Consider the following 22131-nt stretch of genomic DNA (forward strand, 5'->3'; position numbering starts at 1 on the left):
GTGGCCTTCAGCCTCTTTGCGCCTCGAACACGCGGCCCGACAGCACCGTGCCCCACACGCGCGCGTCCTTCAGCGTCATCGGGTCCATCTCCAGCGGATCGTCTTCCAGCACGCAGAAGTCGGCGCGCTTGCCGCATTCGATGCTGCCGATCTCGCCGTCGAGCTTCAGCGTCCACGCCGCACCGAGCGTGATGGCGCGCAGTGCCTGCGGCACGCTGATGCGCTCGGCCTCGCCCAGCAGCCGGCCCTTGGGCGTGATGCGGTTCACGGCGCACCATGCGGTGAAGAGCGGCCCGAGCGGCGTGACGGGCGCATCGGAGTGGATGGCCAGCGGCACGCCAGCCGCCAGCGCGCTGCCGCAGGCGTCGAGCCGGTTCGCGCGGTCGGGGCCCATGGTCATTTCGTAGTGCTGGTCACCCCAGTACCAGATGTGGTTGGCGAAGAGGTTGGCGCACAGGCCCAGCGATGCCATGCGGCGGAACAGCGGCGCGTCGATCATCTGGCCATGCTGCAGCGTGTGGCGGTGGTCGGGGCGCGGGGCGCGCGCGAGCACGCGGCCGATGGCGTCGATGGCCACCTCGCTGGCCTCGTCGCCGTTGGTGTGAGTGTGGATGGTGAGGCCGGCCCGGTGATAGGTCTCGAAGTCGGCCTCGTACTGTGCGGGAGCGGTCACCCAGATGCCGTTGGGTGCGCCGTTGAAATGCCCCGGCCAGCGCAGCCGCGCCGAGAAGCCCTGGATCGATCCGTCGAGCATCATCTTCACGAGACCGTAGCGCAGGCGGTCGGTGTTGCGCGGCATCAGGCCCTTCACATGCTCCGCGCCCTGCGCGGCGCCATGCGTGCCGTGGAAGGCCTGGAACGCGGGCAATATGCGCACGCCGAAGCCGTCGTCCTGCGTCACCGTCTCCAGCACGCCGCAGTCTTCAGGCGTGAGCTTGTTGACGAGGTCGGTCGCGGTGGTCACGCCCTGCAGGCAGGCCAGCCGCGCGAAGGAGCGCACGCCCGCTTCGGTCATCGGCGCGAGCAGGCCGGCGTTGCCGATCTTGCGCAGCACAAGAAACATGGCGGCCGGTTCCTGCAACTCGCCAGTGGGCTCGCCTTCGCTGGCTCCGTCCGCGAACTTGACCACGCCTTCGACCTCGTTGTCGCGCGTGATCTCGGCGATGCTCAACATCGCACTGTTGACGTTCATCAGGTGCCCGTTGGCGTGACCGATGACGATGGGGCGCGTGCTGCTCGCGCAGTCGACGTGTTGCACCGTCATGCGCTCGCCGCCGAAGTAGATGGGATCGAACCCCCAGGCGATGAGCGGCTCGGTGTCGGGTACGCCATCGGCCGTCATCTTCGCGGCCACTTCGCTCAGGCGCGATACCACTTCGTCCATCGAGCGCAGGCCACTCCACACCTTGCCTTCGGGGTCACGGCGGTCGAACCAGCCGAGGTACGTCCAGTCCCACATGCTGCCTTCCTTCAGGTGGCAGTGGCCTTCGACGAGGCCGGGCATCAGCACCTTGCCGGCAAAGCTCTCGTCGAGCGTGAAGGGGCCCCAGCCCTGAATGTCCGCCAGCGCGCCGACGGCCAGCACACGGCCGTCGCGCACCGCCACGTGAGTGGCGTGCGGCTGCATCGGGTTCATGGTGATGATCTTGCGGGCGGGGTAGACGGTGGTGTTGCTGGTGCTCATGGCGATATGGGAATCGAAAGAGGAGGGCGCGGCAAGCCGTCGACGACATCGACGCGCCTGCAGCGTACCCAATGATCGGGCGCGACTTCGCGCAGCGGCGGCAGTTCGGCCGCGCAGGCCGGCTCCGCCACGGGGCAGCGGCCGGCAAAGCGGCAGCCCTGCGGCGGGTTGATGGGGCTCGGCGGATCGCCGCTGAGCTTGATGCGGTTTGCCGCGCGCCGCCGCCCGCCGCTCACCGTGGGCACGGCCGACATCAGCGCCACGCTGTACGGGTGCAGCGGCCGCGCAAAGAAACTGCGCCGCGGCGCGCGCTCGACGATCTGGCCGAGGTACATCACCGCGATGTCGTCGCAGATGTGCTCCACCACCGCCATGTCGTGCGAGATGAAGAGATAGGTCAGGCCCAGCTCGCGTTGCAGTCGTGCGAGCAGGTTCAGTATTTGCGCGCGAATGGCGATGTCGAGTGCCGACACAGGTTCGTCGCACACCACCAGCTCCGGGTTGGTGGCCAGCGCCCGCGCGATGTTGATGCGTTGGCGCTGCCCGCCCGAGAACTGGTGCGGAAACAGATGCTGCTGCTCAGGCCGCAGGCCCACCGCCTCGAACAGCTCTGCCACGCGGCGCGTGCGTTCTTCCGGCGTGCCCACCCGCATCAGGTCGAGCGGCGCGCGCACCGCTGCGCCAGCCCTCTTGCGCGGATTGAGCGAGGAGAACGGGTCCTGAAAAATGATCTGCATGCGCGTGCGCGCCTGCCGCAATGCTTCGCCCTGCAGCGCGCCCAGGTCGGTGTCGCCAAGCCGCATGCGGCCCGAGGTAACGGGCGACAGCCGCATCACTGCGAGCGCGGTCGTGGTCTTGCCCGAGCCCGATTCGCCGACCACCGCGAGCGTGCTGCCGCGGCGCACCTCGAAAGAGACGCCATCCACCGCCTTCACCACCTCGGGCGTGCGGCCCCAGCCGGCCTTGCCGCGCGGAAAGTGCACCTTCAGGTCATCGACCGAAAGCAGCGTGTCGGTCTTGCCGATGAATGTCATGCGGCCTCTCTTTCGCGTTGGTCGAGAGCTTCGGCATGCAGCCAGCAGGCCGCGCCGTGCGGCACGCCAGCGGCCACATTGCCGTGCAGCGCGAACATCGGCGGCACTTCGGAGGCGCAGCGTGCCATCGCGCGCGGGCAGCGTTCTCGAAAGGCGCAGCCCGTGCCCAGCTCCCAGATCGAAGGCACCACGCCTGCGATCTCGGCCAGGTCTTCACGCGCATCGTCGTCGTACGCTGCGCTGCTGCCGAGCTCGGGCAGGCAATCGATCAGCCCGCGCGTGTAGGGGTGGCCGGGCTCCGACAGCACCTGCTCGGTTGTGCCCTGTTCGATGACGCGGCCTGCGTACATCACCATCACGCGGTCGGCCATCTCGGCGACCGCGCCCATGTCGTGCGTGATGAGCATGATGGCCGTGCCCTTCTCGCGCTGCAACTCGCGCAGCAGGTCGAAGATCTGCGCCTGCACTGTCACGTCGAGCGCAGTGGTGGGTTCGTCGGCAATGAGGATGTCGGGGCGACAGGCCAGCGCCATCGCGATCATCACGCGCTGGCGCATGCCGCCGGAGAGCTGGTGCGGGTACTCGTCCACGCGCCGCTCGGGTGCGGGAATGCCCACCTGCTGCAGCATCTCGATGGCGCGCTGCCTCGCTGCGCGTGCGTTCATGCCCGCATGCAGCTGAAGCGATTCGCCGATCTGGTCGCCCACGGTGAACACCGGGTTCAGCGATGTCATCGGCTCCTGGAAGATCATCGAGATGCGGTTGCCGCGCACCTCGCGCATGCGCGCGTCGGTGGCCTGCACCAGGTCTTCACCCTGGAACAGCACCCGGCCGTCGCGGATGCGGCCCGGCGGCGAGGGAATGAGCCGCAGCAGCGCCAGTGCCGTCATGCTCTTGCCGCAGCCCGATTCGCCGACCACGCACAGCGTTTCGCCGGCGCGGATCTCGAAGTCGACCCCGTTGAGCACCAGCGCCTGGCCGCGCCTTGTCTTGAACTCGACGTGCAGGTCCTGCACGCGCAGCAATGCGTCGTCGTTCGTCATCAGCGTTCCCTCAGCTTGGGGTTGAGGGCATCGTTCAGGCCGTCGCCGATCAGGCTCACGGCCAGCACGGTGATAAAGATCGCCGCACCGGGAAAGGCCACGGCCCACCAGCACGAGAGCACGTACTGCCGGCTGGAGCCGATCATCAGCCCCCAGCTCATCTGGTTCGGATCACCCAGCCCGAGGAAGGACAGGCCCGCTTCGAACAGAATCGCCGCGCCGATGGCCAGCGTGGCCGACACCACCAGAGGCGGCAGCGCGTTCGGCAAGATCACCTTCCAGATGATGCGCGCGTCGCGTGCACCGATGGCACGCTCGGCCCGCACGAACTCAAGCCCGCGAAATTTCATGAACTCGGCACGCGTGAGCCGCGCGGTGCCGGTCCAGCTCACGATGCCGATGGCCAGCGTCACCGTTACCAGCGTGGGCGAGAACAGCGTTACCACCACCATCGCGAACAGCAACGCAGGCAGCACCTGGAAGAACTCGGTCAGCTTCATCAGCGCCGCATCGACCTTGCCGCCGTAGTAGCCCGCGAAGGCGCCGAGCGTGATGCCGATCAGCACCGAGAGCAACGCGGCAACCGCGCCCACCAGCAGCGTGGCGCGCCCGCCGTAGATCAGCGCGGTGAGAACGTCGCGGCCCAGGTAGTCGCTGCCGAGCCAGGCGTCTTCGCTGAAGGGCGGCGTGAGCGGCGCGGCCTTGATCTCGAACGGATCGGCCGGGTAGACCCATGGCCCGGCAATGGCCACGAGCAGCACGACCAGCAGCATCGCCATGCCGGCGATGGCCGCGGGGTTGCGCAGGAACATGCGCATCGCTTCCACCCCCGGATGCTCGACGCGCACGGCGGGTTTTGCCTGGGCCTTGGAAGATGCGGCAGCAGCAGCAGTAGGCATCGTGATCACCTTGCTCATGAGGCCTTGATCCGTGGATCGATGAAGCGGTAGCACAGGTCGGTGAGCTGGTTCATCACCACCACCACGATGGAAGAGAACAGCAGCACGCCGAGAATCGTCGGATAGTCGCGCCGCAGCACCGACTCGAAGGCCAGTCGGCCGAGGCCCGGCCAGTTGAACACCGTCTCCACCAGAATGGCGCCGGCCAGCACGTTGCCGAACTGCAGCCCCAGCACCGTGACCACCGGCAGCAGTGCGTTGCGCAGCGCATGCTTGTAGAGCACCACGCGGTCGGCCAGCCCTTTTGCGCGAGCGGTGCGGATGAAGTCGGAGCCCAGCACGTCGAGCATCGACGAGCGCGCAAGCCGGCTGTACTGCGCGAGATACACTAGGCTCAGTGTGAGCGTGGGCAGCACCAGGTGCTGTGCCACGTCGAGCATGTCCGCGAAGCCGCCGGTGCCAGTCGAGTCGATGGAGCGCATGCCCGCGACAGGAAGAATCGGAAACACCGATGCCAGCAGGATCACCAGCATGATCCCCAGCCAGAACACCGGCGCGGCGAAGCCCACCAGCGACAGCACGGTGATGAACTGTGACAGCAACCCGTTCGGCCTGCGCGAAGACAGCACGCCCAGCGCAGTACCCACGAAGAAGGCCAGCAGCACCGAGCTGAGCACCAGCAGCAGCGTGGCCGGCACGCGCTCGGCGATCATGCTCGTCACCGGCAGGTTGAAGAAGTACGAATAGCCCAGGTCGCCCTGCGCCACCTTGCCCAGGTACACGCCCAGTTGCACCGGCAGCGACTTGTCGAGCCCGTACTGCGTGCGCAGCTGCGCCATCAGCTCGGGCGACATGCCGCCGCTGGCGCCGGCAATGGTTTCCACCGGGTCGCCCGGCGCCGCGTGCACCAGCACGAAATTGAGCACCACCACCGCGAGCACCAGGCCCAGGGCCTGGAGCAGTCGCGAGGCGGTGTAGCGAAGCGTGCCCATGTCGTGCCCGCCTTACTTGATGTACACCTCGTCGAGCGGCGACAGCGGCCCCCAGATGGTGGTCGGCACGTTGCCCACCTTCTTGCTGGTGATGGTGTGGTACGGCACCTGGTTGATGAACTCGATGGGCAGCTCGTCGGTCACGATCTTCTGGAAGGTTGCGTAGTAGGCCTTGCGCTGTGTCGGGTCGATCAGGCCGCCTGCGGTGTTGAGCAGTTCGTCGACCTTCGGATTGGCGTACGACTGCGTGTTGGTCCACACAATGGGCTTGATGTTGGTCGACAGGTAGGTGCGGTGCACGCCGATGATCGGGTCGCCCCAGTTGAACACCGCGTCCATCGACATGTCGAAGTCGTGCGAGGCCAGGCGCTTGGCCCAGGCTGGGAAGTCGGCCGAGGCGCGCACCTCCACCGTGATGCCCACTTTCTTGAGCTGGCCGCGGATGTACTCGGCCACGTTCTTCTGCTGGTCGTCGCCGCCGGGCAGGTAGTCGATGGTGAGCTTGAAGCGCTCGCCGCCTGCGCCTGCCTTGTAGCCCGCGGCGTCGAGCATTTCGCCGGCCTTCTTCAGGTCGAGCGGGTAGCGCACGAGGTCGGGCACGGCAAAGGGGCTGCTGGCCACCAGCGGGCCGTCGGACACGGTGGCAAAGCCGCCCATCAGCGCCTTGGTGATGAAGTTCTTGTCGATGGACGTGGCGATGGCCTTGCGCACCTGCACGTCCGACAGCGGCTTCTTCGCAGTGTTGAAGGCCAGCCAGTTGAGCGGGCCGATGCCGTCGTAGCCCTTGGGCGTGAGCGACACCCTGGGGTCGTTCGCGAAGCGCTTCAGGTCGGTGGGCAGCGTGGCGAAGGGCAGCATCTGGATGTCGCCGCGCTCCAGTCCGAGCACCAGGCTCGCCATGTCGGGCGTGACGTTGACGATGATCTTGTCGAGGTAAGGCTTGCCGGGCAGGAAGAACTTGTCGAAGCGCTCCAGCACGATTCGCTGCGCAGGCTTGAACTCGGTCACGCGGAAGGGGCCCGAGCCGATCACGTCGGTGGTGTTGCGCGGATGGTTCTTCAGGTCTTGCCCGTCGCCGTAGATGTGCTTGGGAAGAATGGGGCACAGCGCCGGCGACATTGCCAGCACGATGGCCGGGTGCGGCACGCTCATGCGGATGATGGCCGTGTACGCATCGGGCGTTTCCACCTTCTCGACCGGGCCGAGCATGGTGGTGAACGGATGGTTGGCCTTGATGGCCATGATGGAGAAGGCCACGTCGGCCGAGGTAACGGGCTTGCCGTCATGGAACACGGCATCTTTGCGCAGCTTGAGCGTGAGCGACTTGCCGTCGTCGGCCAGCTTCCACGACTCGGCCAGGTAGGGCTGCGGATTCCACTTGTCGTCGAAGCGCAGCGGGCTCGCAAAGATCTGCGTCGAGGGCAGGGCGGTGGCAATGCCCGACTGCACCGCGCCGTTCAGGTGCCGGGGCGTCTGCGTGCTGCCGATGACCAGCGTGCCGCCGCGCTTGGGCTCGTCGGCCGCGGAGGCGGGCAGCGGAAGCAGGGTGCTCGCGGCCAGGAGCGCGGCGGAAAGCAGTGTGGTGCGGCGCGTGAAAAGAGAAAGCGGGAGCTGCATGACAAGACCTCGGAGAGTTCGACACAGGCAATCGGATTCGGCCAACGCCAACGCGAAGACCTTGTGTCGAAGATAGGCGCTTGGTACACACCGGCGAAGAGCCAACGCGGCACGACTCACAGGGCCAGAAGGGGCGGGTTTGCCCCGTTGTGCAGCAGGGCGTGCGCCACTTCGGTGAATGCGCGCAGGCGGTGCGCCTACTTCTCGTCGCGCAGCCAGTACCACTTGTAGAGCATGCGCTGGCCGATGCGCCGGAACGGCGCGAACGCGCGCGACTCGACCACCCCCAGCACGTTGGGAAAGGGCAGCGGCGAGCGGTAGATGGGCAGCTCGAACACGTCCTTGCCCGAGTCCTTGCCCGCCACGCGCTCGGCCAGCCGCTTGCCCGCCCAGGTCGAGAACGACACGCCGTTGCCGCCGTAGCCCACCGCGTACCAGATCTTCTTGCCGGCATCGGGCTGCGTGATGCGCGGCATCATGTCGTGGCTCATGTCGACCCAGCCCCACCACGAGTAGTCGATGCGGATGCCCGCCAGCGGCGGGAACTTGCGCGCGATGGCGTCGGTGAGCAGCTTCAGGTGCACCGGGCCTTCGGCGTCGGCGCCGCTCACGGCGCTGCGGCTGCCGATCTGCAGCCGGTTGCCCTTGAGCAGCCGGTAGTAGAAGCGCAGCGTGCGCGTGTCGGTCAGGAAGGTCTGCGACTTGAAGTTGGTGGCTTGCAACTCGGCATCGGTGAGCGGGCGCGTGACCACCGAGTTCGACAGGATCGGCATGATCCGGTTCTTCAGCAGCGGATTGAGCGCCTGCCCCGTGTAGCCACCGGTGCACACCGCCACGCGGCGCGCGCGCACCACGCCGGCCGGCGTCTGCAGGTGGTGCACGCCGTCGATGGTCTGCCAGCCTTGCACGGGGCTGGATGTGTGCACCGTCACGCCCAGCGCGCGGGCGCGCCGCATCAGGCCGAAGGTGAACTTCAGCGGGTGGATGCCCACGCCCTCGGCCTCGTACATTGCGCCGACGGTCTCGCGCTCGTCGCAGTAGTCGTGGCGCACTTCCTCGGCGCTCATCATGCGGGTGGCGTAGCCGAACTTCTCGCGCATGAGCCGTGCCTCGGCGTCGAGGCCGGCGAGCTTTTCGGGGCGGTGTGCGAGGTAGAGGTGGCCGCCGTCGTAGGCGTCGCAGTCGATCTGCGTGGTGAGGTGGCGGAAGTTCTCGAAGCCGCTGCGGATCTCGGCGTCGAGCCGCTTGGCGGTGTCGAGGCCCCAGCGTTCGATCCACTGCGATCGCTTGAGCCGGCCGCTCGCGTTCTGGCCCTGGCCGCCGCTGCGGCTGGAGCAACCCCATGCGGCCTGGTTGGCTTCGAGCACGGTGGCGCGGATGCCGTGCTCCTGCGCGAGGTAGAGCGCGGTCGACATGCCGGTGGCGCCCGAGCCGATGATGGCCACGTCTACATCGATGTCTCGCAGCAGCGGGCCGTCGTCTTCCGGCGGCTCGCCGGCGCTGGCCACCCACCAGGTGGGTGCGTAGGCGCGGCCGGCGCCGGGGTCGGGTGCGCGCAGCGGGTCGTACTGCGGGTCGTAGGGGCGGAAGGGGGCCTGCGGCGGCTGCTGCTCGAACGCTGCGGCGTCGATGGCCGCGCTGACGGTGGCCGTGGCGGAGGCGAACTGCACGGTGCCTGTCATGGTCATGAAGGGCTCCAGGAGAAGGGGAAAGAAGAGGGCCGGAAAGAAGTGGGCCGAGGCGTGCTTGCCTACTTCGCGGCGGGCAGGTTCGGGCGTGCCTTGCGGAACACGTTCTTCAGGTGGATCTTTCCGCCCTTGAAGGTGAAGACGTCGATGCCGTCGGTCTCGATGCGGCTGCCGTCGGCGGCGGTGCCGGTGAAGGTCCACTGCGAGGTGCCGAAGTCGCCGTGCACGAAGTGCTGGCCGTTGATCCATTGCGCGTCGGGCACGGCTTGCCATGCTGCGGCAAAGGCCTTGCGCACCGCCTCGGTGCCAACGTGGCGGGTGCCGCAGGCGTCGGGGCCGGCGGCGGTCTGGAAGATGCAGTCGGTCGTCATGAAGCTCATGAGGGCGTCGATGTCATGGCGGTTCCAGGCGTCGCTGAAGGCGGCAAGGGTGTCGGTGGTCACTGAAGTGGAAGGCATTGCGGTCACGCGGGAACTCCGGAAATTGATGCGGCAAGATTAGGCAGCCGCCTGCCAGCGCGATAGGGCCAGTTGGGAGGATTCGACCGAGCCAGAGCACCACGAACCGCGTGCGCTGCCCTAAACTGCGGCGCACCATGCCCCCGAATCCGCGAGCCACCCAGTGGGCGCAGCTCTTCGCGCTGCCCGATCAACCGGCGCTGCCGCTGCAGGCCCGTTTGCGAGCCGCCGTGGTGCAGGCCATTCTTGAAGAGCACCTGGCGCCCGGCGCGCCGCTGCCTTCGTCGCGCGAGCTTGCGGCGCTGCTGGGGCTGAGCCGCAATACCGTTACCTCGGCGTACCTGCAGCTCATTGATGAAGGCTTTCTGGAAGCGCGTCCGCGCAGCGGGGTGTTCGTGGCGCACGATGCCCGTCCGCTTTCAGCCGTTCATGCGGAGCCGCTGGTCGGGCGCAGCGGGCAGGCGAGCCAGCCGCCCGACTGGTCGGGTCGCGTGCTGCGCTCGCTGGTCGACAAGCCCACGCTGTCGAAACCCGACCGGTGGCGCGACTATCCGTACCCTTTTGTCTACGGCAACTACGACCCGCAGCTCTTTCCCACTGAAGACTTCCGCGAGTGCTGCGCGCGCAGCCTGGCGCGCTCGCAGCTGCCGCACTGGACGCCCGACTTCGAAACCGACGACGTGCCCGACCTGATCGAGCAGATCCGCACGCGCCTCTTGCCCAAGCGCGGCGTGTTCGCGCTCAAGGAAGAAATCCTCGTGACCATGGGCGCGCAGCATGCCTACTACCTGCTGGCCGAGGCGCTGTTCGACGAGCAGACGCGCGTGGGGCTGGAGGAGCCGGGGCATCCGCATGCACGCAACAGCTTCTCGCTGCGGCAGCCCAAGTGGGTGGAGGTGGATGTCGATGAAGACGGGCTGGTGGTCGATGCGTTGCCAGCGGCTGACTACCTGTTCGTTACGCCCTCGCACCAGAGCCCCACGACCGCAACGCTGAGCCTCGAACGGCGCCAGTGGCTGCTGCGCAAGGCCGAGTTGCAGGACTTCGTGATCATCGAGGACGACTACGAGGCCGAGAACCTGTACGAAGGCACGCCCATGCCCGCACTCAAGAGCCTGGACAAGACGGGGCGGGTGATCTACGTGGGGTCGGTGTCGAAGAGCCTGTCGCCTGCCTTGCGGCTGGGCTTTATCGTGGCGCCGCGTGCGCTCATCAAGGAGCTGCGCGTGATCCGGCATGCGATGGTGCGGCACCCGAGTGCCTTCCTTCAGCATGCGTATGCGCTGTTTCTCTCGCTGGGCCACCACGAGTCGCATGCGCGGCGGGTGAACCACGCGATGCAGGAGCGGCTTGCGCTGGCTGCCCAGGCGCTGCGAGACCATCTGCCCGATTTCGAGTTCCGACTGCCTTCTGGCGGGGCTTCGATATGGGTGCAGGCGCCGACGTGGGTAGATGCCACGGAGCTGTCGCTCATGGCGCGCAACCATGGGGTGCTGATCGAGGCCGGCGATGTGTTCTTTGCGAAGCCGCCGTATCCGTGTCCTTTCTTCCGGCTGCGCCTGTCTTCCATTGCGGCCTCGCAGATTCCGGCGGGGATCCGGGCCCTGGGAATAGCGGTGGAAGAACTGGCTTTGGCGCGCGGTGAGAAGCGGCCGGCGGGCGGCCGGACCCATTGACCGGCTGAAGAGTTCGGGGGAGGCAACGCCCCGTCTGAGTGCCATGTGCACCAGAACAAGGGTATTCACCCATCGGCTGGCTCCATGCCCGCCCCGGTGCTGGTACTTCCTGGCTGGAGGCGATGCGTGCAAAGTCGCTGCGAGATTCACCTACTGGAGAAACCCGATGACCATGTCCCGCCGTCTCCCCCTGCAACTCGCCGTGCTGGCCACCACGCTGGCAGCCTTGTGCGGCACCGCTTCCGCACAGCAGGCCAAGGAACTCACCTTCGCCCACCAGGACATGCTGGTTCCACTGCGCCTCGTCATGGAGTCCGGCGAGGTCGAGAAGGCCACGGGCTACAAGATCAACTGGCGCATGTTCGCGGGCGGCGGCGACGTGATCCGCGCGATGGCTTCAGGCGACGTGCAGATGGGTGAAACCGGCTCCAGCCCGCTGACGGCCGCGGCCAGCCAGGGGCAGGACATCAAGCTGTTCTGGATCTCCGCCGACATCGCGAATGCGGAAGCGCTCATCGCGCGCAATGCATCGGGCATCAACAGCATGAAGGACCTGGCCGGCAAGAAAGTGGCCACGCCCTTCGTGTCGACCGCGCACTACCAGCTCATGGCCGGCATGAAGATGGACGGCGTCGACCCCAAGAGCGTGAATGTGATGAACATGCGCCCGCCGGAGATCGCGGCCGCATGGGAGCGCGGCGACATCGACGCCACTTTCATCTGGGACCCGGTGCTCTCGAAGATCAAGGCCAGCGGCAAGACCATCGCCACCTCGGGCAGCATCGGCAAGCGCGGCGCGCCCACCTTCGAGGGCATCGTGGTCAACGCCAAGTGGGCGGCCGCCAACGAGCCCTTCATGATCGCCTTCGTGAAGGCACTCAACCGCGCGAACGAGGAATACAAGGCAACGGGCAAGAGCTGGACGCCCGACTCGCCGCAGACCAAGGCGATGGCCAAGTGGACCAAGGCCGATCCGAAGGACGTTGGTGCGGCCATGGCGCTGTACACCTTCCCGACCATGGCAGAGCAGGTTTCGCCGACGTGGCTGGGCGGTGGTGCTGCCAAGGCGATGGCTAACACGGCGGCCTTCCTGAAGGAACAGGGGCGGGTGCAGGAGGTGAAGCCTGACTACGGCGCGTTCGTGACCACTACTTATGTCGAGAAGGCAATGGGCAAGTAGCAACGAACGGAAAGCGGAGATCTGAAATGCCCACGCTAGACATCCGAGACCTGACGGTCAACTACGCGGTAAAGGGCGGCACGCTGCAGGCGCTGGCCCCCGTCAACCTCACGATGCACGACGGCGACTTCGTCGTAGCGCTAGGTGCCTCGGGCTGCGGCAAGACCACGCTGCTCAACAGCATCGCCGGCTTCCTGCCGCCATCGACCGGCGAGATCCTGTTGGACGGAAAGCCGGTAGTCGGCCCCGGCGCTGATCGCGGCGTGGTGTTCCAGAAGCACGCGCTGATGCCTTGGCTCAACGTGCGCGACAACGTGGCGCTGGGCCGGCGACTGGCCGGCGTGGGCAAGGCCGAGCGCGACCGCATCGCTGAAGAAAAGCTGAGCCTCGTCGGCCTGCAGAAATACGCCGACCGCGCGGTGTACGAGTTGTCGGGCGGCATGCAGCAGCGCGTTGGCATTGCGCGCGCACTCGCCAGCGACCCGGCCGTGCTGCTCATGGACGAACCCATGGGCGCGCTCGATGCTTTCACGCGCGAACAGGTGCAAGAGATTCTTCTGCAAGCCTGGTCCAAGTCGAACAAGATGGTGTTCTTCATCACCCACTCGGTGGAAGAGGCGCTGTTCCTCGCCACCCGGCTGATCGTGATGAGCCCGAGCCCCGGGCGCATATCGCACGTCTACGACGACGTGCCTTTCTCTCGCCAGTACCTCTCGCACGGCGACTCGCGCAAGGTGAAATCGGAGCCCGAATTCATCCGCATGCGTGAAGAAGTGCTGTCGATCATTCATCATCGCGAGGTTGCCCATGTCTGAGGTGTCGATCGCATCCCCCGTCGCCATGACGCCACCGCCTTCCAAGCCCGCCACCCCGCCAGTACTGCCTGCACCCGCAGCAGGCGCCAAGCTCAAGACCAGCGCCTTCAAGGTGCCGGGCGAAGGCTCGAGCGTGGCCATCAGCATCGTCACCGTTGTGGCGTTGGTAGCGCTGTGGTTCATCGTCACCAACATGGGCTGGGTCAAGCCTCTGTTCCTGCCCACGCCGCAGGCGGTGTTCCAGCAGTTCTACGAATACCTCACCGGCCAGGCCAACGACAAGCCGCTGTGGCAGCACTTTCTTGCCAGCATGTTCCGCGTGTTCTCGGCCTTCTTCCTGGCCTGCGTCACCGCCATTCCAGTGGGCATTGCGATGGGCATGAGCCGCTTCTGGCGCGGCATCTTCGATCCGCCGCTGGAGTTCTACCGGCCGCTGCCGCCGCTGGCGTACCTGCCACTCATCATCATCTGGTTTGGCATTGACGAGCTGCCGAAGGTGCTGCTGATCTTTTTGAGTTGCTTCGCGCCACTGGCACTGGCCGCTCGCTCTGGCATGCGCAGTGCCTCACAAGAGCAGATCAACGCGGCGTACTCGATGGGCGCGAGCTACATGCAGGTGATCCGCCACGTGATATTGCCGTCGGCGTTGCCCGACATCCTTGTGGGCATGCGTATCGCCATCGGCTTCGGCTGGACAACGCTGGTGGCCGCCGAGATGGTGGCGGCCAACATGGGGCTGGGTCAGATGGTGCTGAACGCGTCGAACTTCCTGCGCACCGACATCGTCATCATGGGCATCATCGTCATCGGGGTGGTTGCTTATCTGTTCGACCTGCTGATGCGGTGGCTCGAGCGACGTCTGGTGCCCTGGAAAGGGCGCATGTAGTCGGTGCCATGTGCACGGGCTGCTGTGGCGGCAGCGCCGGGCCTTCGGCCAGCGCGCCCATCGATTGCTCCAGGAAGTCGAGCATCGCGCGCATCGCGGCGCTGTTGTGGCGGCGCTGTGAGTAAGCGGCATACAGCCAGTGTTCGCGTGGCATGTGCTCGCGCAGCACCGGCACCAGCGCCCCGCGCTCCAGGTGCGACTGCGCCAGCGGCTCGGGCACATAGGCCACGCCCACGCCACGCAGAGCCAGCTCGATCAGCGCCACGGCGTCGTTGGCTTCCATGCGGCTGTGCACGGGCACGTCGTACGGTTTGCCGCCGGTCTCGAAGGGCAGGTGGGTGGTCGGCTTCGCCGAAAAGCTCAGCACATCGTGCCGGCCCAGGTCTTCGGGCGTCTGCGGCATGCCGCGCTGGGCCCAGTAGGCCGGCGTGGCGCAGACCACCATGTCGAACTGCACCAGCCGGCGCACGATCAGGTTCATGTCGTCGATGCGCCCGCCCGTCAGGTGGATGTCGATGCCTTCCTCGATCAGGTCGAGGTTGTCGTTGGTGAACACCAGGCTCACGTACACGTCGGGGTAGAGCTTGATGAACCCGGCGATCACGTCAGAGAGCCAGCCGGCGATAAGCCCGTGCGGCGCGCTCATGCGTAGCCGACCGCGCGGATGCGAGCCGTGGGCCTGCAGGTCGTTCAGGGTGTTCTCGGCCATCGTCACCAGTTGCGTGCTGCGGTCGAGCAGCACCTGGCCGGCGTCGGTCAGGCTCAGGGAGCGGGTGGAGCGGTTCAGCAGGCGCACGCCGCTGCGGGTTTCGAGCTCTGCCACATAGCGGCTCACCGTGGCTTTCGACATGCCCAGCGAAATCGCCGCGCGGGAGAAGCTGCGCCGGAACGCGACTTCACGGAATGTTTTGATGAGATCGAGGCCGTCCATGGTGGAGGCATTGTTCCAGCATCGAGGATGAGGCCGTGGGGTGTAGGGGCATACCCAGGCCTGGATCGGACTTCACGCGAGACGGCTTCCGTGACGATCGACACGAGTAGACTCCGCGGCTTTTCCTTTCTGCAGAGGAGCGAGCTGCATGGCTATCTTGGACGCCGGCCCCTACTTCCACGGTACGCGGGCGGACCTTCAGGTGGGCGATCTGCTCACGGCCGGCTTTCGGTCAAACTACGACGGCCGCGTCGTCATGAACCACATCTACTTCACCGCCTGGCCCAAGGGCGCTGGGCTGGCCGCCGAAATGGCTAGGGGCGACGGCCGTGGCCGCGTCTACATCGTCGAACCCACGGGCGCCTACGAGGACGACCCCAACGTCACCGACAAGAAGTTTCCGGGCAATCCCACACGCTCGTACCGCAGCCGGGAGCCGCTTCGGATCGTCGGCGAACTGGAGACCTGGGAACTCTTCGATCCGGAGTACATCCGGCAGCTCAGGGAGCGCGTACGCGTTGGCATGGGAGAGATCATCAACTGAATCCCGCCTTCCGTGCCGCGCCGGGTAGCGAACGGAAATGGATTGGGTTGTTGACCGTCTTGGGCCTCTCGGCGCCACTGCTGTGCGGCTGAATTCGGCCAGAAGCGCTCCCTCGCGGCCGACGTTCGAAGCTGAGGCAGCCGCAATGAGTTCAACCCACAGGGCTACGGCAGTTGGTCATTTTGGATCGATGACATCAAACTCGAACTGCACCGGAGCGGAGTCTTCGACGTAGGCGCTGATCAGGTAGTGGCCGGCAGGATCGCCATCGGCCACGTTCCAAGACTTCGAAACGGTGCCGTCGTAGATGGTCAGGGTCACGTCCAGCGAAATGGTCTTGCGATCCGCCGACGTACCGTAAGGCTGGCCACCGCTGCCCCACGTCTTCGGGGTTTCCGGCAATGTCACGCGTTCGAGAACGCGGACCTTGCCAGATTTCCGGTTGAGTTTCAGGATCCAACCGTAGTTTTGGTTGATCGCCCGTGGCACGGTGTTCGAAACCTTGAAGTCCAGCACGTCGTTGTTGGGCGCGAGCTTGAAGAGCCCAAAGACCGCATCGAGCGGGCACGCTCCATTCGCTGTCGGGGCGACGGCGCAAGCTTTGAACACGGCGGCATTGGATTCAGAAATGAATCCATGCGATGCAGCGCCCGTTGTTTGAGCGCCAATGTGGGTGCATGCGACCGCGGCGAAAAGAACAAGAAGGTGGCGTGAATATTTCATGGCAGATGAGGCTCGGCAAGCGACTGTCAAACGATCAAACCTTGAATGTCTTGTGGCATAGGTTGAGCCAGGAGCGAGCTCGACCTTCGATGCGAGATGCGCCCGCCATGCTCTCCCGGCGAAACGCAGCAGCAGGATTGCCAGCGAGACCTACTGGAATGTAAGGCTCAAGGGTCGGCTCCCGTCAACCAGGCGTACCCGGCGGAATCCTAAGCGTCCGCTTTCGAGAACGTCGCTGGGCCCTTTGCGCAGACTTCCCGTGCGGCCACAAGCGGCCAATCGCGAATGGCTGCTTCGGCGATGCTCTATCCTCATTAAAAAGGTGTGGGATCGTTAACTCGGAGGAGCAAGCGATTGACGCGCGCAGCCTTCGCTGCTTAACATCAATGCACCTTCCACCGTCGACGTGCCATGAAACGCCGTGAGTTCGTTCTTGTTGGCACTGCGCTCGCCTCACTCGGCGTGTCAGCGTGCACCCATTCGATCGGAGGCTTCGCCGCAAAGACTTCGCGAGAAGATGACTGGAACATCGCCGCGGGTGACGACGGCAAGCTCGTTGACACCACCGCACTCAGCAAGATGGCCGATCGGCTTGCGGCTTCGGGCTCGAACATTCACTCCGTTCTTGTCTTGCATCGCGGCAGGCTCGTTTTCGAGCGCTACCTCCAAGGCAGCGATCAGGTGCCGACCAGCTTTTTCGGCAGCCGTGTGGAGAACGTCGTCTTCAACGCCGGCATGCGCCATGCAATGAAGTCAGCGACGAAGAGCGTCGCGTCGCTCGCCGTCGGCATCGCGATCGACCGGGGGCTGATCCATGGCGTCGACGAGCCGATCCTTGGCTTCTTCCCCGAACTCGCAGACCTGCGAACGCCAGAATCGGATCGCCTCTTGCTGCGGCACGCGCTCGGCATGACGCTCGGTCTCGAATGGATCGAGTCAACGCCCGCGACCGGCGATCTCGCGAACGACGAAACGCGCATGTATTTTTCGGGCGATCCGTGTCGCTACGTGCTCACGCGCCGAACTGTGGCGGCGGCTGGGCAGCAGTTCTTCTACAGTACCGGCGCGCTGGCGCTTATATCGGCGATCCTGCATCGGGCCACCGGCAGACCGCTCGACGAGTTCGCGCGAGCGAGCCTGCTGGAGCCCCTGGGCATCTCCGGCGAAGAATGGAGCCGAATGGGCAGAGACAGCGACGCCGGCGGAGGCCTTCGTATGCGTCCACGGGACATGGCGAAGATCGGACAGCTCGTGCTGGCGGGCGGTCGCTGGGATGGACGCCAGATCGTGTCGAAGGGCTGGATCGAAGCTTCCACCGCGTCGCTCATCAAGGCAACGGACGACCAGGACTACGGCTACCTTTGGTGGAGCGGCCATGCCAGAGCGCACCGACGAATAGTCCGCTGGATTGGTGCGCTCGGTCGAGGCGGGCAATCGATCCGCATCGTGCCCGAGCTCGATCTCGTCGTTGCCGTGACGGCAGGCTACTACCAGGACTACAGCCCGCAGGCATTCAAGTTGCAGTACGGCGTGTTCAACGATGTGCTGCAGGCTATCTCACCGTCCCTGTGACTCGGATACCGTGACTGGCGTCCATGCTGTCAGCGCTTAATCGAACCGCGAAACACCGGGCGATCTTCGCGAAACGCCTATTACGGTGACTGGCCGCTTGGCGATGGCCCACGTTGCACTCGCTACATCCGCTTGGGGCCCAGAACCGACATAGGCCGCGGCACGTGGCTCGCCGGATACCTGACTTTCGTGGCGTCGAGAAGTGGACTTCAGGTTTCGACCCAAGATCGTCTGACGGTATGTCCAACCGGTCGCCGGAAACCCGACTAAGCTGACCACAGTCGCGGCCATTCTTGGTCGAGCCATTTGGTCGGCAGCACTGCAGCGCGACCGGTCGACCTGAACTCGCGAATTCGCGCAACTGATCTGGAGCAGGCGCTCCGCAGGGGCACGGCCGCTCTATATGGCTAGCCGTAGTGCTGGCTGCTCAGTCACGATCTGTGCGATGAAGTCCATCACGGCACGCACAGATGCGCTACGCCGTAGATCCCGATGCACAAGCAGCCAGATGTCGCGGAAGAAGGGCTTGCCGTCCGGCTCCAGCCGCTGTAGACCCGGATCGACATCGCCGAGAAAGCGCGGCAATCCGGCCACGCCAGCGCCGGCCCGCGCAACCGCCAAGTGACTGGAAATGTCGTTCAGTGTGCAGGCTACCCGGCGGCCGTCGGCCAGTCCCAGCAGCCACTGCTGCTGCGGCATCTCGTCGAACTGCGCGTCAAAGGCGACGAACTCCCATTCGGCCGGGCGCTGAAGATGGACATAGTCATTGCTGGCATACAGCCCGAAGTGCATCCGGCCGATCCGCCGCACGACATAGCTGGCGTCCTTGGGCCGCACCAGACGCAGCGCCACATCGGCTTCGCGCCGGATCAACGACACCTGCTGGCCCTGGGCCGAGACCGCAAGCTGGAGCCCCGGATGACGACGCCTGAACTCGGCCATGTGGCTTGCTAGCAGCTGCGTGACCAGGACAGGGGGCGCACTGAGTGAGACCTTGCCATCGAGCGGCGCACGCGCTGCATGCAGCAGCCGCTCGATGGCATAGGCCCCATCTTCCATGGCTTGCACCTGTTCGAACACCCGATGACCCAGCGGCGTCAACCGGCAGGAACGGGGCAGGCGGTCAACCAAGGCGGCTTGCAGCTCGTACTCCAACGAGGCCAATCTGCGGCTGACCGTGGCATGGTCCACCTGCAGGGCGCGGGCAGCGCCGGAGAGTGTGCCAATGCGCGCGATCGCCAGGAAGTGGCGCAAACTTTCCCAGTCCATCATCAGTGCGTTTTCTCCAGGATATGTGCGATTTTAGGGAATTTACGCAAAGCTCCATCAAGCCCAGCATCGAGGCCTTCCAGCTCTCTCGAATGCCTGCCATGTTTTCCATATCCCATGCGCGTTCACGCGGTACGCTGGCGGCCGCTGCCATCGGCTTTGTGGTCGTCCTACTCGATGTCAGTGTTGTCAACGTGGCGCTGGACGCACTGCGCCAGAGCTTCGACACCGACATTGCCGGGCTGCAATGGGTGGTCAATGCCTACACCCTGGTCTTCGCCGCCTTGCTGCTGTCGGCCGGCGCCTTGGGCGACCGCTTGGGCGCCAAGCGCGTCTTCATGCTGGGCTTCGCGCTCTTTACCCTGGCCTCGGCGGGCTGCGGCCTGGCCCCCAGCCTGGCGGCGTTGATCCTCGCGCGCATCGCGCAGGGGCTTGGCGCGGCGATGCTGGTGCCCAATTCCTTGTCCATGCTGCAGCAAGCCTTTCCAGACCCCGCGCAGCGCAGCCGGGCTGTGGGCTGGTGGGGCGCAGCAGGCGGCATCGCCCTTGCGGCAGGCCCGGTGTTGGGCGGGGTGCTGGTGAGCCATGCCGGCTGGCGCAGCATTTTTTTGGTCAATCTTCCTATCGGCTTGCTCGGCCTGTATCTGAGCTGGTGCCATGCCGAGTCCGGCCAACGCAGCTCAGCAAGCCCCAAACGCGGGCTCGATCTTCCCGGCCAGGCGACCGCCTGCCTTGCCCTGGCGGCCCTGACCTATGCCCTGAGCGCGGCGGGCAGCCTGGGCTGGGAACACCCCTGGGTCTATGGCGGCCTGCTGCTTTCCTTGGCATCGGCGGCCAGCTTCATCGCCATCGAGTCCCGCAGCGCCGCACCGATGCTGCCGCTGACGCTGTTCCGGCTGCAACGCTTCACGCTGGCCTCGGTGTGCGGTGCCATCATCAACTTCGCGTACTACGGCCTGATCTTTGTTTTCAGCCTGTTCTTCCAGATCGAACAGCATCTCTCGCCGTTGCAGACCGGCTTGGCCTTTCTGCCCATGACGGCGGTGCTGATGGCGGTGAGCATCTTCGTCGGTCGGCTGAACGGCCGAATGGGTGCAAGGGGGCTGCTTCTCTTCGGCATGTCCTGGGCGGCTCTCGGTTACGCCTTGCTATGGCCCGTCAGCATCGAGGGTGCCTATGGCTGGCTGATCGCGCCCATGCTGATTGCCTCCAGTGGCATCGCGACGATGGTCCCGACCTTGACCAATCTGACCTTGTCATCGGTCGCTCCGGCGCAGACCGGTATTGCCTCGGGTGTGCTCAATGCCGCACGCCAGGTGGGCGGCATGCTCGGTGTGGCTGTCTGCGGCTTTTTGGTCCGGGGCACCGAGCCTGCCGTCTTCATGCAAGGTATGCACCGTGCAATTGCCATGGCAGCAGCCTTGCTGCTGGCTGGTTTCGTACTGTGCTGGTTCGGCATATCAAGCCAAGACAGTGCAATCGATGGAAAACGACAGCCCAATCTGTGAGCACCAGCGTTCACAAGCAAGACCTTCGCAGGGCTATCTCCCAATCGATACGGCGGCAAAGCAGCCATCGGAGAGCGTCCGGTTCTGGCCGGGGCTGTGTGGAAACGTCCTCGTCGCGCCAGTATGCCGAACTCTCGTGCTGTCGATGCCTTGTTGGGCCTCAATGGACAGCCAGTAGGCGGGCGGTCGAGAATGACTGCGTTTGATGTGCACTGAAGCGCTGCATGTCGGCAAGGCTGCAATTAAGAGGCTCACGCCCCCACCAGCTGCATCGCCTTCATCGTCTTCGCGATCCCCAGGATTCGCATCACCCGCTTGAGGTTATATGCCAGCACGTGCAGGCTCATCTCGGTGCTGACGTGCGCCAGCGTCTTCGTCAGGAAGTGGGTGGACCCCATCCAGTGCTTCAGCGTACCGAACACGTGCTCCACAGTGCGTCGTCGCAAGGTCATGGCGTCAAGTTTCCTGTCCAGCCGTCGCTGGACGCGCTCCAGAACATCTTCGTGTTCCCATCGACGGATGCGCCGGTAGTCGCTGGTCGTGCACTCATCTTTCATGGAGCAACGAGGGCAAGCGCTGGTCCAGTAGACGCGCGCGTCGAGGCCATTCCTCTCGATCGTGTTGAACCGATAGATGGCGCGTTCCCCTGCTGGACACTGGTACTGGTCATCCTTGGCGATGTAGATGAAGTCGCTCTTGTCGAAGCGTCCCTGGGCCTTGGCGCCCGAGGTCATCGGCTTGGGCACGTAAGTCGCGATGCCCGCGTCTTCACACGCCTTGAGCTCAGTGCCGTTGAAGTACCCACGGTCAGCCAGCGCTTGCAGCTTGTCTTTTCCCATTGCATCGCGTGCCGCCATCGCCATCTTGCTCAGCTGCGAGCGGTCGCTGCCAATGTTGGTGACCTCGTGCGTCACGATCAAATGGTGTTTGGCATCGACGCCCGCCTGACGTTGTAACCCACCAGGCCCGTGCCCTTGGCCTGCGAATTCATCGAGCGCGCGTCGGGATCGGTGGTGGAGCGCTGGCCATCGGGTTCGTGCTTCAGTTGTTCCTTGGTCTCATCGAGCTGGCGCATCTGCTCGCGCAGCTTCTTGATCTTGTCCTGCAGCCGCTCGGTCTTGGCTTCGACCTCCGCAGGCTGCGTGCGGTCGGCGGTCTCCAGCGCGTCGAGGTAGCGCTGGATGCTCTGCTCGATCTGCCGCTGGCGCGCATCGATCTTGGCTGGCGTGACGTTGCGGTCTCTGCTGTTGACGGCCTTGAACTTGCTGCGATCGATGGCCACGACGGCCTGCGTGAACAGCTTGAGCTCCCGGCACATGCCGACGAAGCGCTTGCAGACGTTGCGGATGCCCGCTGCGTTGCATCCAGACATTCCGGCAACAGCGCAACCTGCTGCCGGTCTTCGCCTTCGATGAATCTCTTCATGGGGCACCTCGCTTGGAACGGGTGCATCGATTTCATTTTTTGACGGGCAGGACTGGAAGTCTTTTCACACAGCCTCGGCCGACTGAAGTCGAACACGCCACCGTTGCGAACGGAGGTCGCCCGCCCCCCCATCGCTGTTCGACGCCTCTCCGACACTACTCTCGGAACCAAATCTTGAGCGTCACAT

The 22131-nt window shown here is 65.3% G+C and carries 18 protein-coding genes and 1 pseudogene; 7 read left to right on the forward strand and 12 right to left on the reverse strand.

Annotated elements, in window-relative coordinates:
* Positions 1–7: 7 nt before the first annotated feature.
* The 8 genes from BLW48_RS31980 to BLW48_RS32015 form a co-directional block, all read right to left on the reverse strand.
* Entirely contained in the window at positions 8–1684 is a 1677-nt protein-coding gene (locus tag BLW48_RS31980; RefSeq protein WP_093179639.1) for an amidohydrolase, read from the reverse strand.
* On the reverse strand, positions 1681–2718 hold the full coding sequence (locus BLW48_RS31985) for an ABC transporter ATP-binding protein (RefSeq protein WP_093179640.1): 1038 nt from the start codon (positions 2716–2718) through the stop codon (positions 1681–1683). The genes BLW48_RS31980 and BLW48_RS31985 overlap by 4 nt, the downstream gene beginning before the upstream one ends.
* A complete protein-coding gene (locus BLW48_RS31990) occupies positions 2715–3761 on the reverse strand; it encodes an ABC transporter ATP-binding protein (protein WP_093179642.1) in 1047 nt (348 codons plus the stop codon). Before BLW48_RS31990 ends, BLW48_RS31985 begins: the two co-directional genes overlap by 4 nt.
* A complete protein-coding gene (locus tag BLW48_RS31995; protein ID WP_177142483.1) occupies positions 3761–4678 on the reverse strand; it encodes an ABC transporter permease in 918 nt (305 codons plus the stop codon). The genes BLW48_RS31990 and BLW48_RS31995 overlap by 1 nt, the downstream gene beginning before the upstream one ends.
* A complete protein-coding gene (locus BLW48_RS32000; protein WP_093058462.1) occupies positions 4675–5652 on the reverse strand; it encodes an ABC transporter permease in 978 nt (325 codons plus the stop codon). Before BLW48_RS32000 ends, BLW48_RS31995 begins: the two co-directional genes overlap by 4 nt.
* Before the next feature lie 12 nt (positions 5653–5664).
* Positions 5665–7269 (reverse strand): ABC transporter substrate-binding protein, encoded by a 1605-nt coding sequence (locus BLW48_RS32005; RefSeq protein WP_093179643.1) that lies wholly within the window; start codon positions 7267–7269, stop codon positions 5665–5667.
* Between the two features lie 197 nt (positions 7270–7466).
* Entirely contained in the window at positions 7467–8957 is a 1491-nt protein-coding gene (locus BLW48_RS32010) for an NAD(P)/FAD-dependent oxidoreductase (protein WP_093179645.1), read from the reverse strand.
* Positions 8958–9019: 62 nt separating this feature from the next.
* Positions 9020–9415 carry a nuclear transport factor 2 family protein gene (locus tag BLW48_RS32015; RefSeq protein WP_093179647.1) on the reverse strand — a complete coding sequence of 132 codons (396 nt, stop codon included), beginning with the start codon at positions 9413–9415 and terminating at the stop codon, positions 9020–9022.
* A gap of 137 nt (positions 9416–9552) precedes the next feature.
* On the opposite strand from BLW48_RS32015, the gene BLW48_RS32020 reads away from it, so the two are divergent.
* The 4 genes from BLW48_RS32020 to BLW48_RS32035 all read left to right on the forward strand — a co-directional run bounded on the left by BLW48_RS32020 (position 9553) and on the right by BLW48_RS32035 (position 13972).
* The gene (locus BLW48_RS32020) at positions 9553–11091 is read left to right on the forward strand and encodes a MocR-like pyridoxine biosynthesis transcription factor PdxR (RefSeq protein WP_093080746.1); all 1539 of its coding nucleotides are present in this window, start codon (positions 9553–9555) and stop codon (positions 11089–11091) included.
* Positions 11092–11257: 166 nt separating this feature from the next.
* A complete protein-coding gene (gene tauA, locus BLW48_RS32025; protein WP_093058457.1) occupies positions 11258–12271 on the forward strand; it encodes a taurine ABC transporter substrate-binding protein in 1014 nt (337 codons plus the stop codon).
* Positions 12272–12297: 26 nt separating this feature from the next.
* Complete coding sequence (locus tag BLW48_RS32030; RefSeq protein ID WP_093179648.1) at positions 12298–13086, forward strand: taurine ABC transporter ATP-binding protein; 789 nt, start codon at positions 12298–12300, stop codon at positions 13084–13086.
* On the forward strand, positions 13079–13972 hold the full coding sequence (locus BLW48_RS32035) for an ABC transporter permease subunit (RefSeq protein ID WP_093179650.1): 894 nt from the start codon (positions 13079–13081) through the stop codon (positions 13970–13972). Before BLW48_RS32030 ends, BLW48_RS32035 begins: the two co-directional genes overlap by 8 nt.
* On the opposite strand, the gene BLW48_RS32040 is transcribed toward BLW48_RS32035, so the two are convergent.
* Positions 13890–14903, reverse strand: a complete 1014-nt coding sequence (locus BLW48_RS32040) for a LysR family transcriptional regulator (protein WP_093080739.1) — start codon at positions 14901–14903, stop codon at positions 13890–13892. The two genes, BLW48_RS32035 and BLW48_RS32040, sit on opposite strands and share 83 nt — an antisense overlap.
* Before the next feature lie 148 nt (positions 14904–15051).
* Between BLW48_RS32040 and arr the strand changes: the two genes are divergently transcribed.
* Positions 15052–15447, forward strand: a complete 396-nt coding sequence (gene arr / locus BLW48_RS32045; RefSeq protein WP_093080736.1) for an NAD(+)--rifampin ADP-ribosyltransferase — start codon at positions 15052–15054, stop codon at positions 15445–15447.
* A 177-nt stretch (positions 15448–15624) separates the two neighbouring features.
* On the opposite strand, the gene BLW48_RS32050 is transcribed toward arr, so the two are convergent.
* The gene (locus BLW48_RS32050) at positions 15625–16170 is read right to left on the reverse strand and encodes a hypothetical protein (RefSeq protein WP_143047846.1); all 546 of its coding nucleotides are present in this window, start codon (positions 16168–16170) and stop codon (positions 15625–15627) included.
* A gap of 411 nt (positions 16171–16581) precedes the next feature.
* Between BLW48_RS32050 and BLW48_RS32055 the strand changes: the two genes are divergently transcribed.
* The gene (locus BLW48_RS32055; RefSeq protein WP_093179653.1) at positions 16582–17742 is read left to right on the forward strand and encodes a serine hydrolase domain-containing protein; all 1161 of its coding nucleotides are present in this window, start codon (positions 16582–16584) and stop codon (positions 17740–17742) included.
* Positions 17743–18141: 399 nt separating this feature from the next.
* Here BLW48_RS32055 and BLW48_RS32060 read toward each other — a convergent pair whose 3' ends face one another.
* Positions 18142–19014: a LysR family transcriptional regulator gene (locus BLW48_RS32060; RefSeq protein WP_093179654.1), complete on the reverse strand. Its 873-nt coding sequence runs from the start codon at positions 19012–19014 to the stop codon at positions 18142–18144.
* 2 nt (positions 19015–19016) lie between these two features.
* Here BLW48_RS32060 and BLW48_RS32065 point away from each other — a divergent pair, with 2 nt between their 5' ends.
* Positions 19017–20519: an MFS transporter gene (locus tag BLW48_RS32065; RefSeq protein ID WP_256331041.1), complete on the forward strand. Its 1503-nt coding sequence runs from the start codon at positions 19017–19019 to the stop codon at positions 20517–20519.
* A gap of 251 nt (positions 20520–20770) precedes the next feature.
* Here the strand turns inward: BLW48_RS32065 and BLW48_RS32070 are convergent.
* Positions 20771–21879: pseudogene (locus BLW48_RS32070) on the reverse strand (IS1182 family transposase); the annotation flags it as partial.
* Between the last annotated feature and the right edge of the window lie 252 nt (positions 21880–22131).

The organism is Variovorax sp. YR266 (genome assembly GCF_900107295.1).
GTDB lineage: Bacteria > Pseudomonadota > Gammaproteobacteria > Burkholderiales > Burkholderiaceae_C > Variovorax.

What these genes read in the sequence shown, in the direction of transcription:
- BLW48_RS32060 (WP_093179654.1), bottom strand. Translation starts at nt 19,014, where the DNA reads ATGATGGACTGGGAAAGTTTGCGCCACTTCCTGGCGATCGCGCGCATT.
- BLW48_RS32030 (WP_093179648.1), top strand. Translation starts at nt 12,298, where the DNA reads ATGCCCACGCTAGACATCCGAGACCTGACGGTCAACTACGCGGTAAAG.
- BLW48_RS31990 (WP_093179642.1), bottom strand. Translation starts at nt 3,761, where the DNA reads ATGACGAACGACGACGCATTGCTGCGCGTGCAGGACCTGCACGTCGAG.
- BLW48_RS32040 (WP_093080739.1), bottom strand. Translation starts at nt 14,903, where the DNA reads ATGGACGGCCTCGATCTCATCAAAACATTCCGTGAAGTCGCGTTCCGG.
- BLW48_RS31985 (WP_093179640.1), bottom strand. Translation starts at nt 2,718, where the DNA reads ATGACATTCATCGGCAAGACCGACACGCTGCTTTCGGTCGATGACCTG.
- BLW48_RS32015 (WP_093179647.1), bottom strand. Translation starts at nt 9,415, where the DNA reads ATGCCTTCCACTTCAGTGACCACCGACACCCTTGCCGCCTTCAGCGAC.
- BLW48_RS32020 (WP_093080746.1), top strand. Translation starts at nt 9,553, where the DNA reads ATGCCCCCGAATCCGCGAGCCACCCAGTGGGCGCAGCTCTTCGCGCTG.
- tauA (WP_093058457.1), top strand. Translation starts at nt 11,258, where the DNA reads ATGACCATGTCCCGCCGTCTCCCCCTGCAACTCGCCGTGCTGGCCACC.
- BLW48_RS32035 (WP_093179650.1), top strand. Translation starts at nt 13,079, where the DNA reads ATGTCTGAGGTGTCGATCGCATCCCCCGTCGCCATGACGCCACCGCCT.
- BLW48_RS32000 (WP_093058462.1), bottom strand. Translation starts at nt 5,652, where the DNA reads ATGGGCACGCTTCGCTACACCGCCTCGCGACTGCTCCAGGCCCTGGGC.
- arr (WP_093080736.1), top strand. Translation starts at nt 15,052, where the DNA reads ATGGCTATCTTGGACGCCGGCCCCTACTTCCACGGTACGCGGGCGGAC.
- BLW48_RS32055 (WP_093179653.1), top strand. Translation starts at nt 16,582, where the DNA reads ATGAAACGCCGTGAGTTCGTTCTTGTTGGCACTGCGCTCGCCTCACTC.
- BLW48_RS31995 (WP_177142483.1), bottom strand. Translation starts at nt 4,678, where the DNA reads ATGAGCAAGGTGATCACGATGCCTACTGCTGCTGCTGCCGCATCTTCC.
- BLW48_RS32050 (WP_143047846.1), bottom strand. Translation starts at nt 16,170, where the DNA reads ATGAAATATTCACGCCACCTTCTTGTTCTTTTCGCCGCGGTCGCATGC.
- BLW48_RS32010 (WP_093179645.1), bottom strand. Translation starts at nt 8,957, where the DNA reads ATGACCATGACAGGCACCGTGCAGTTCGCCTCCGCCACGGCCACCGTC.
- BLW48_RS32005 (WP_093179643.1), bottom strand. Translation starts at nt 7,269, where the DNA reads ATGCAGCTCCCGCTTTCTCTTTTCACGCGCCGCACCACACTGCTTTCC.
- BLW48_RS31980 (WP_093179639.1), bottom strand. Translation starts at nt 1,684, where the DNA reads ATGAGCACCAGCAACACCACCGTCTACCCCGCCCGCAAGATCATCACC.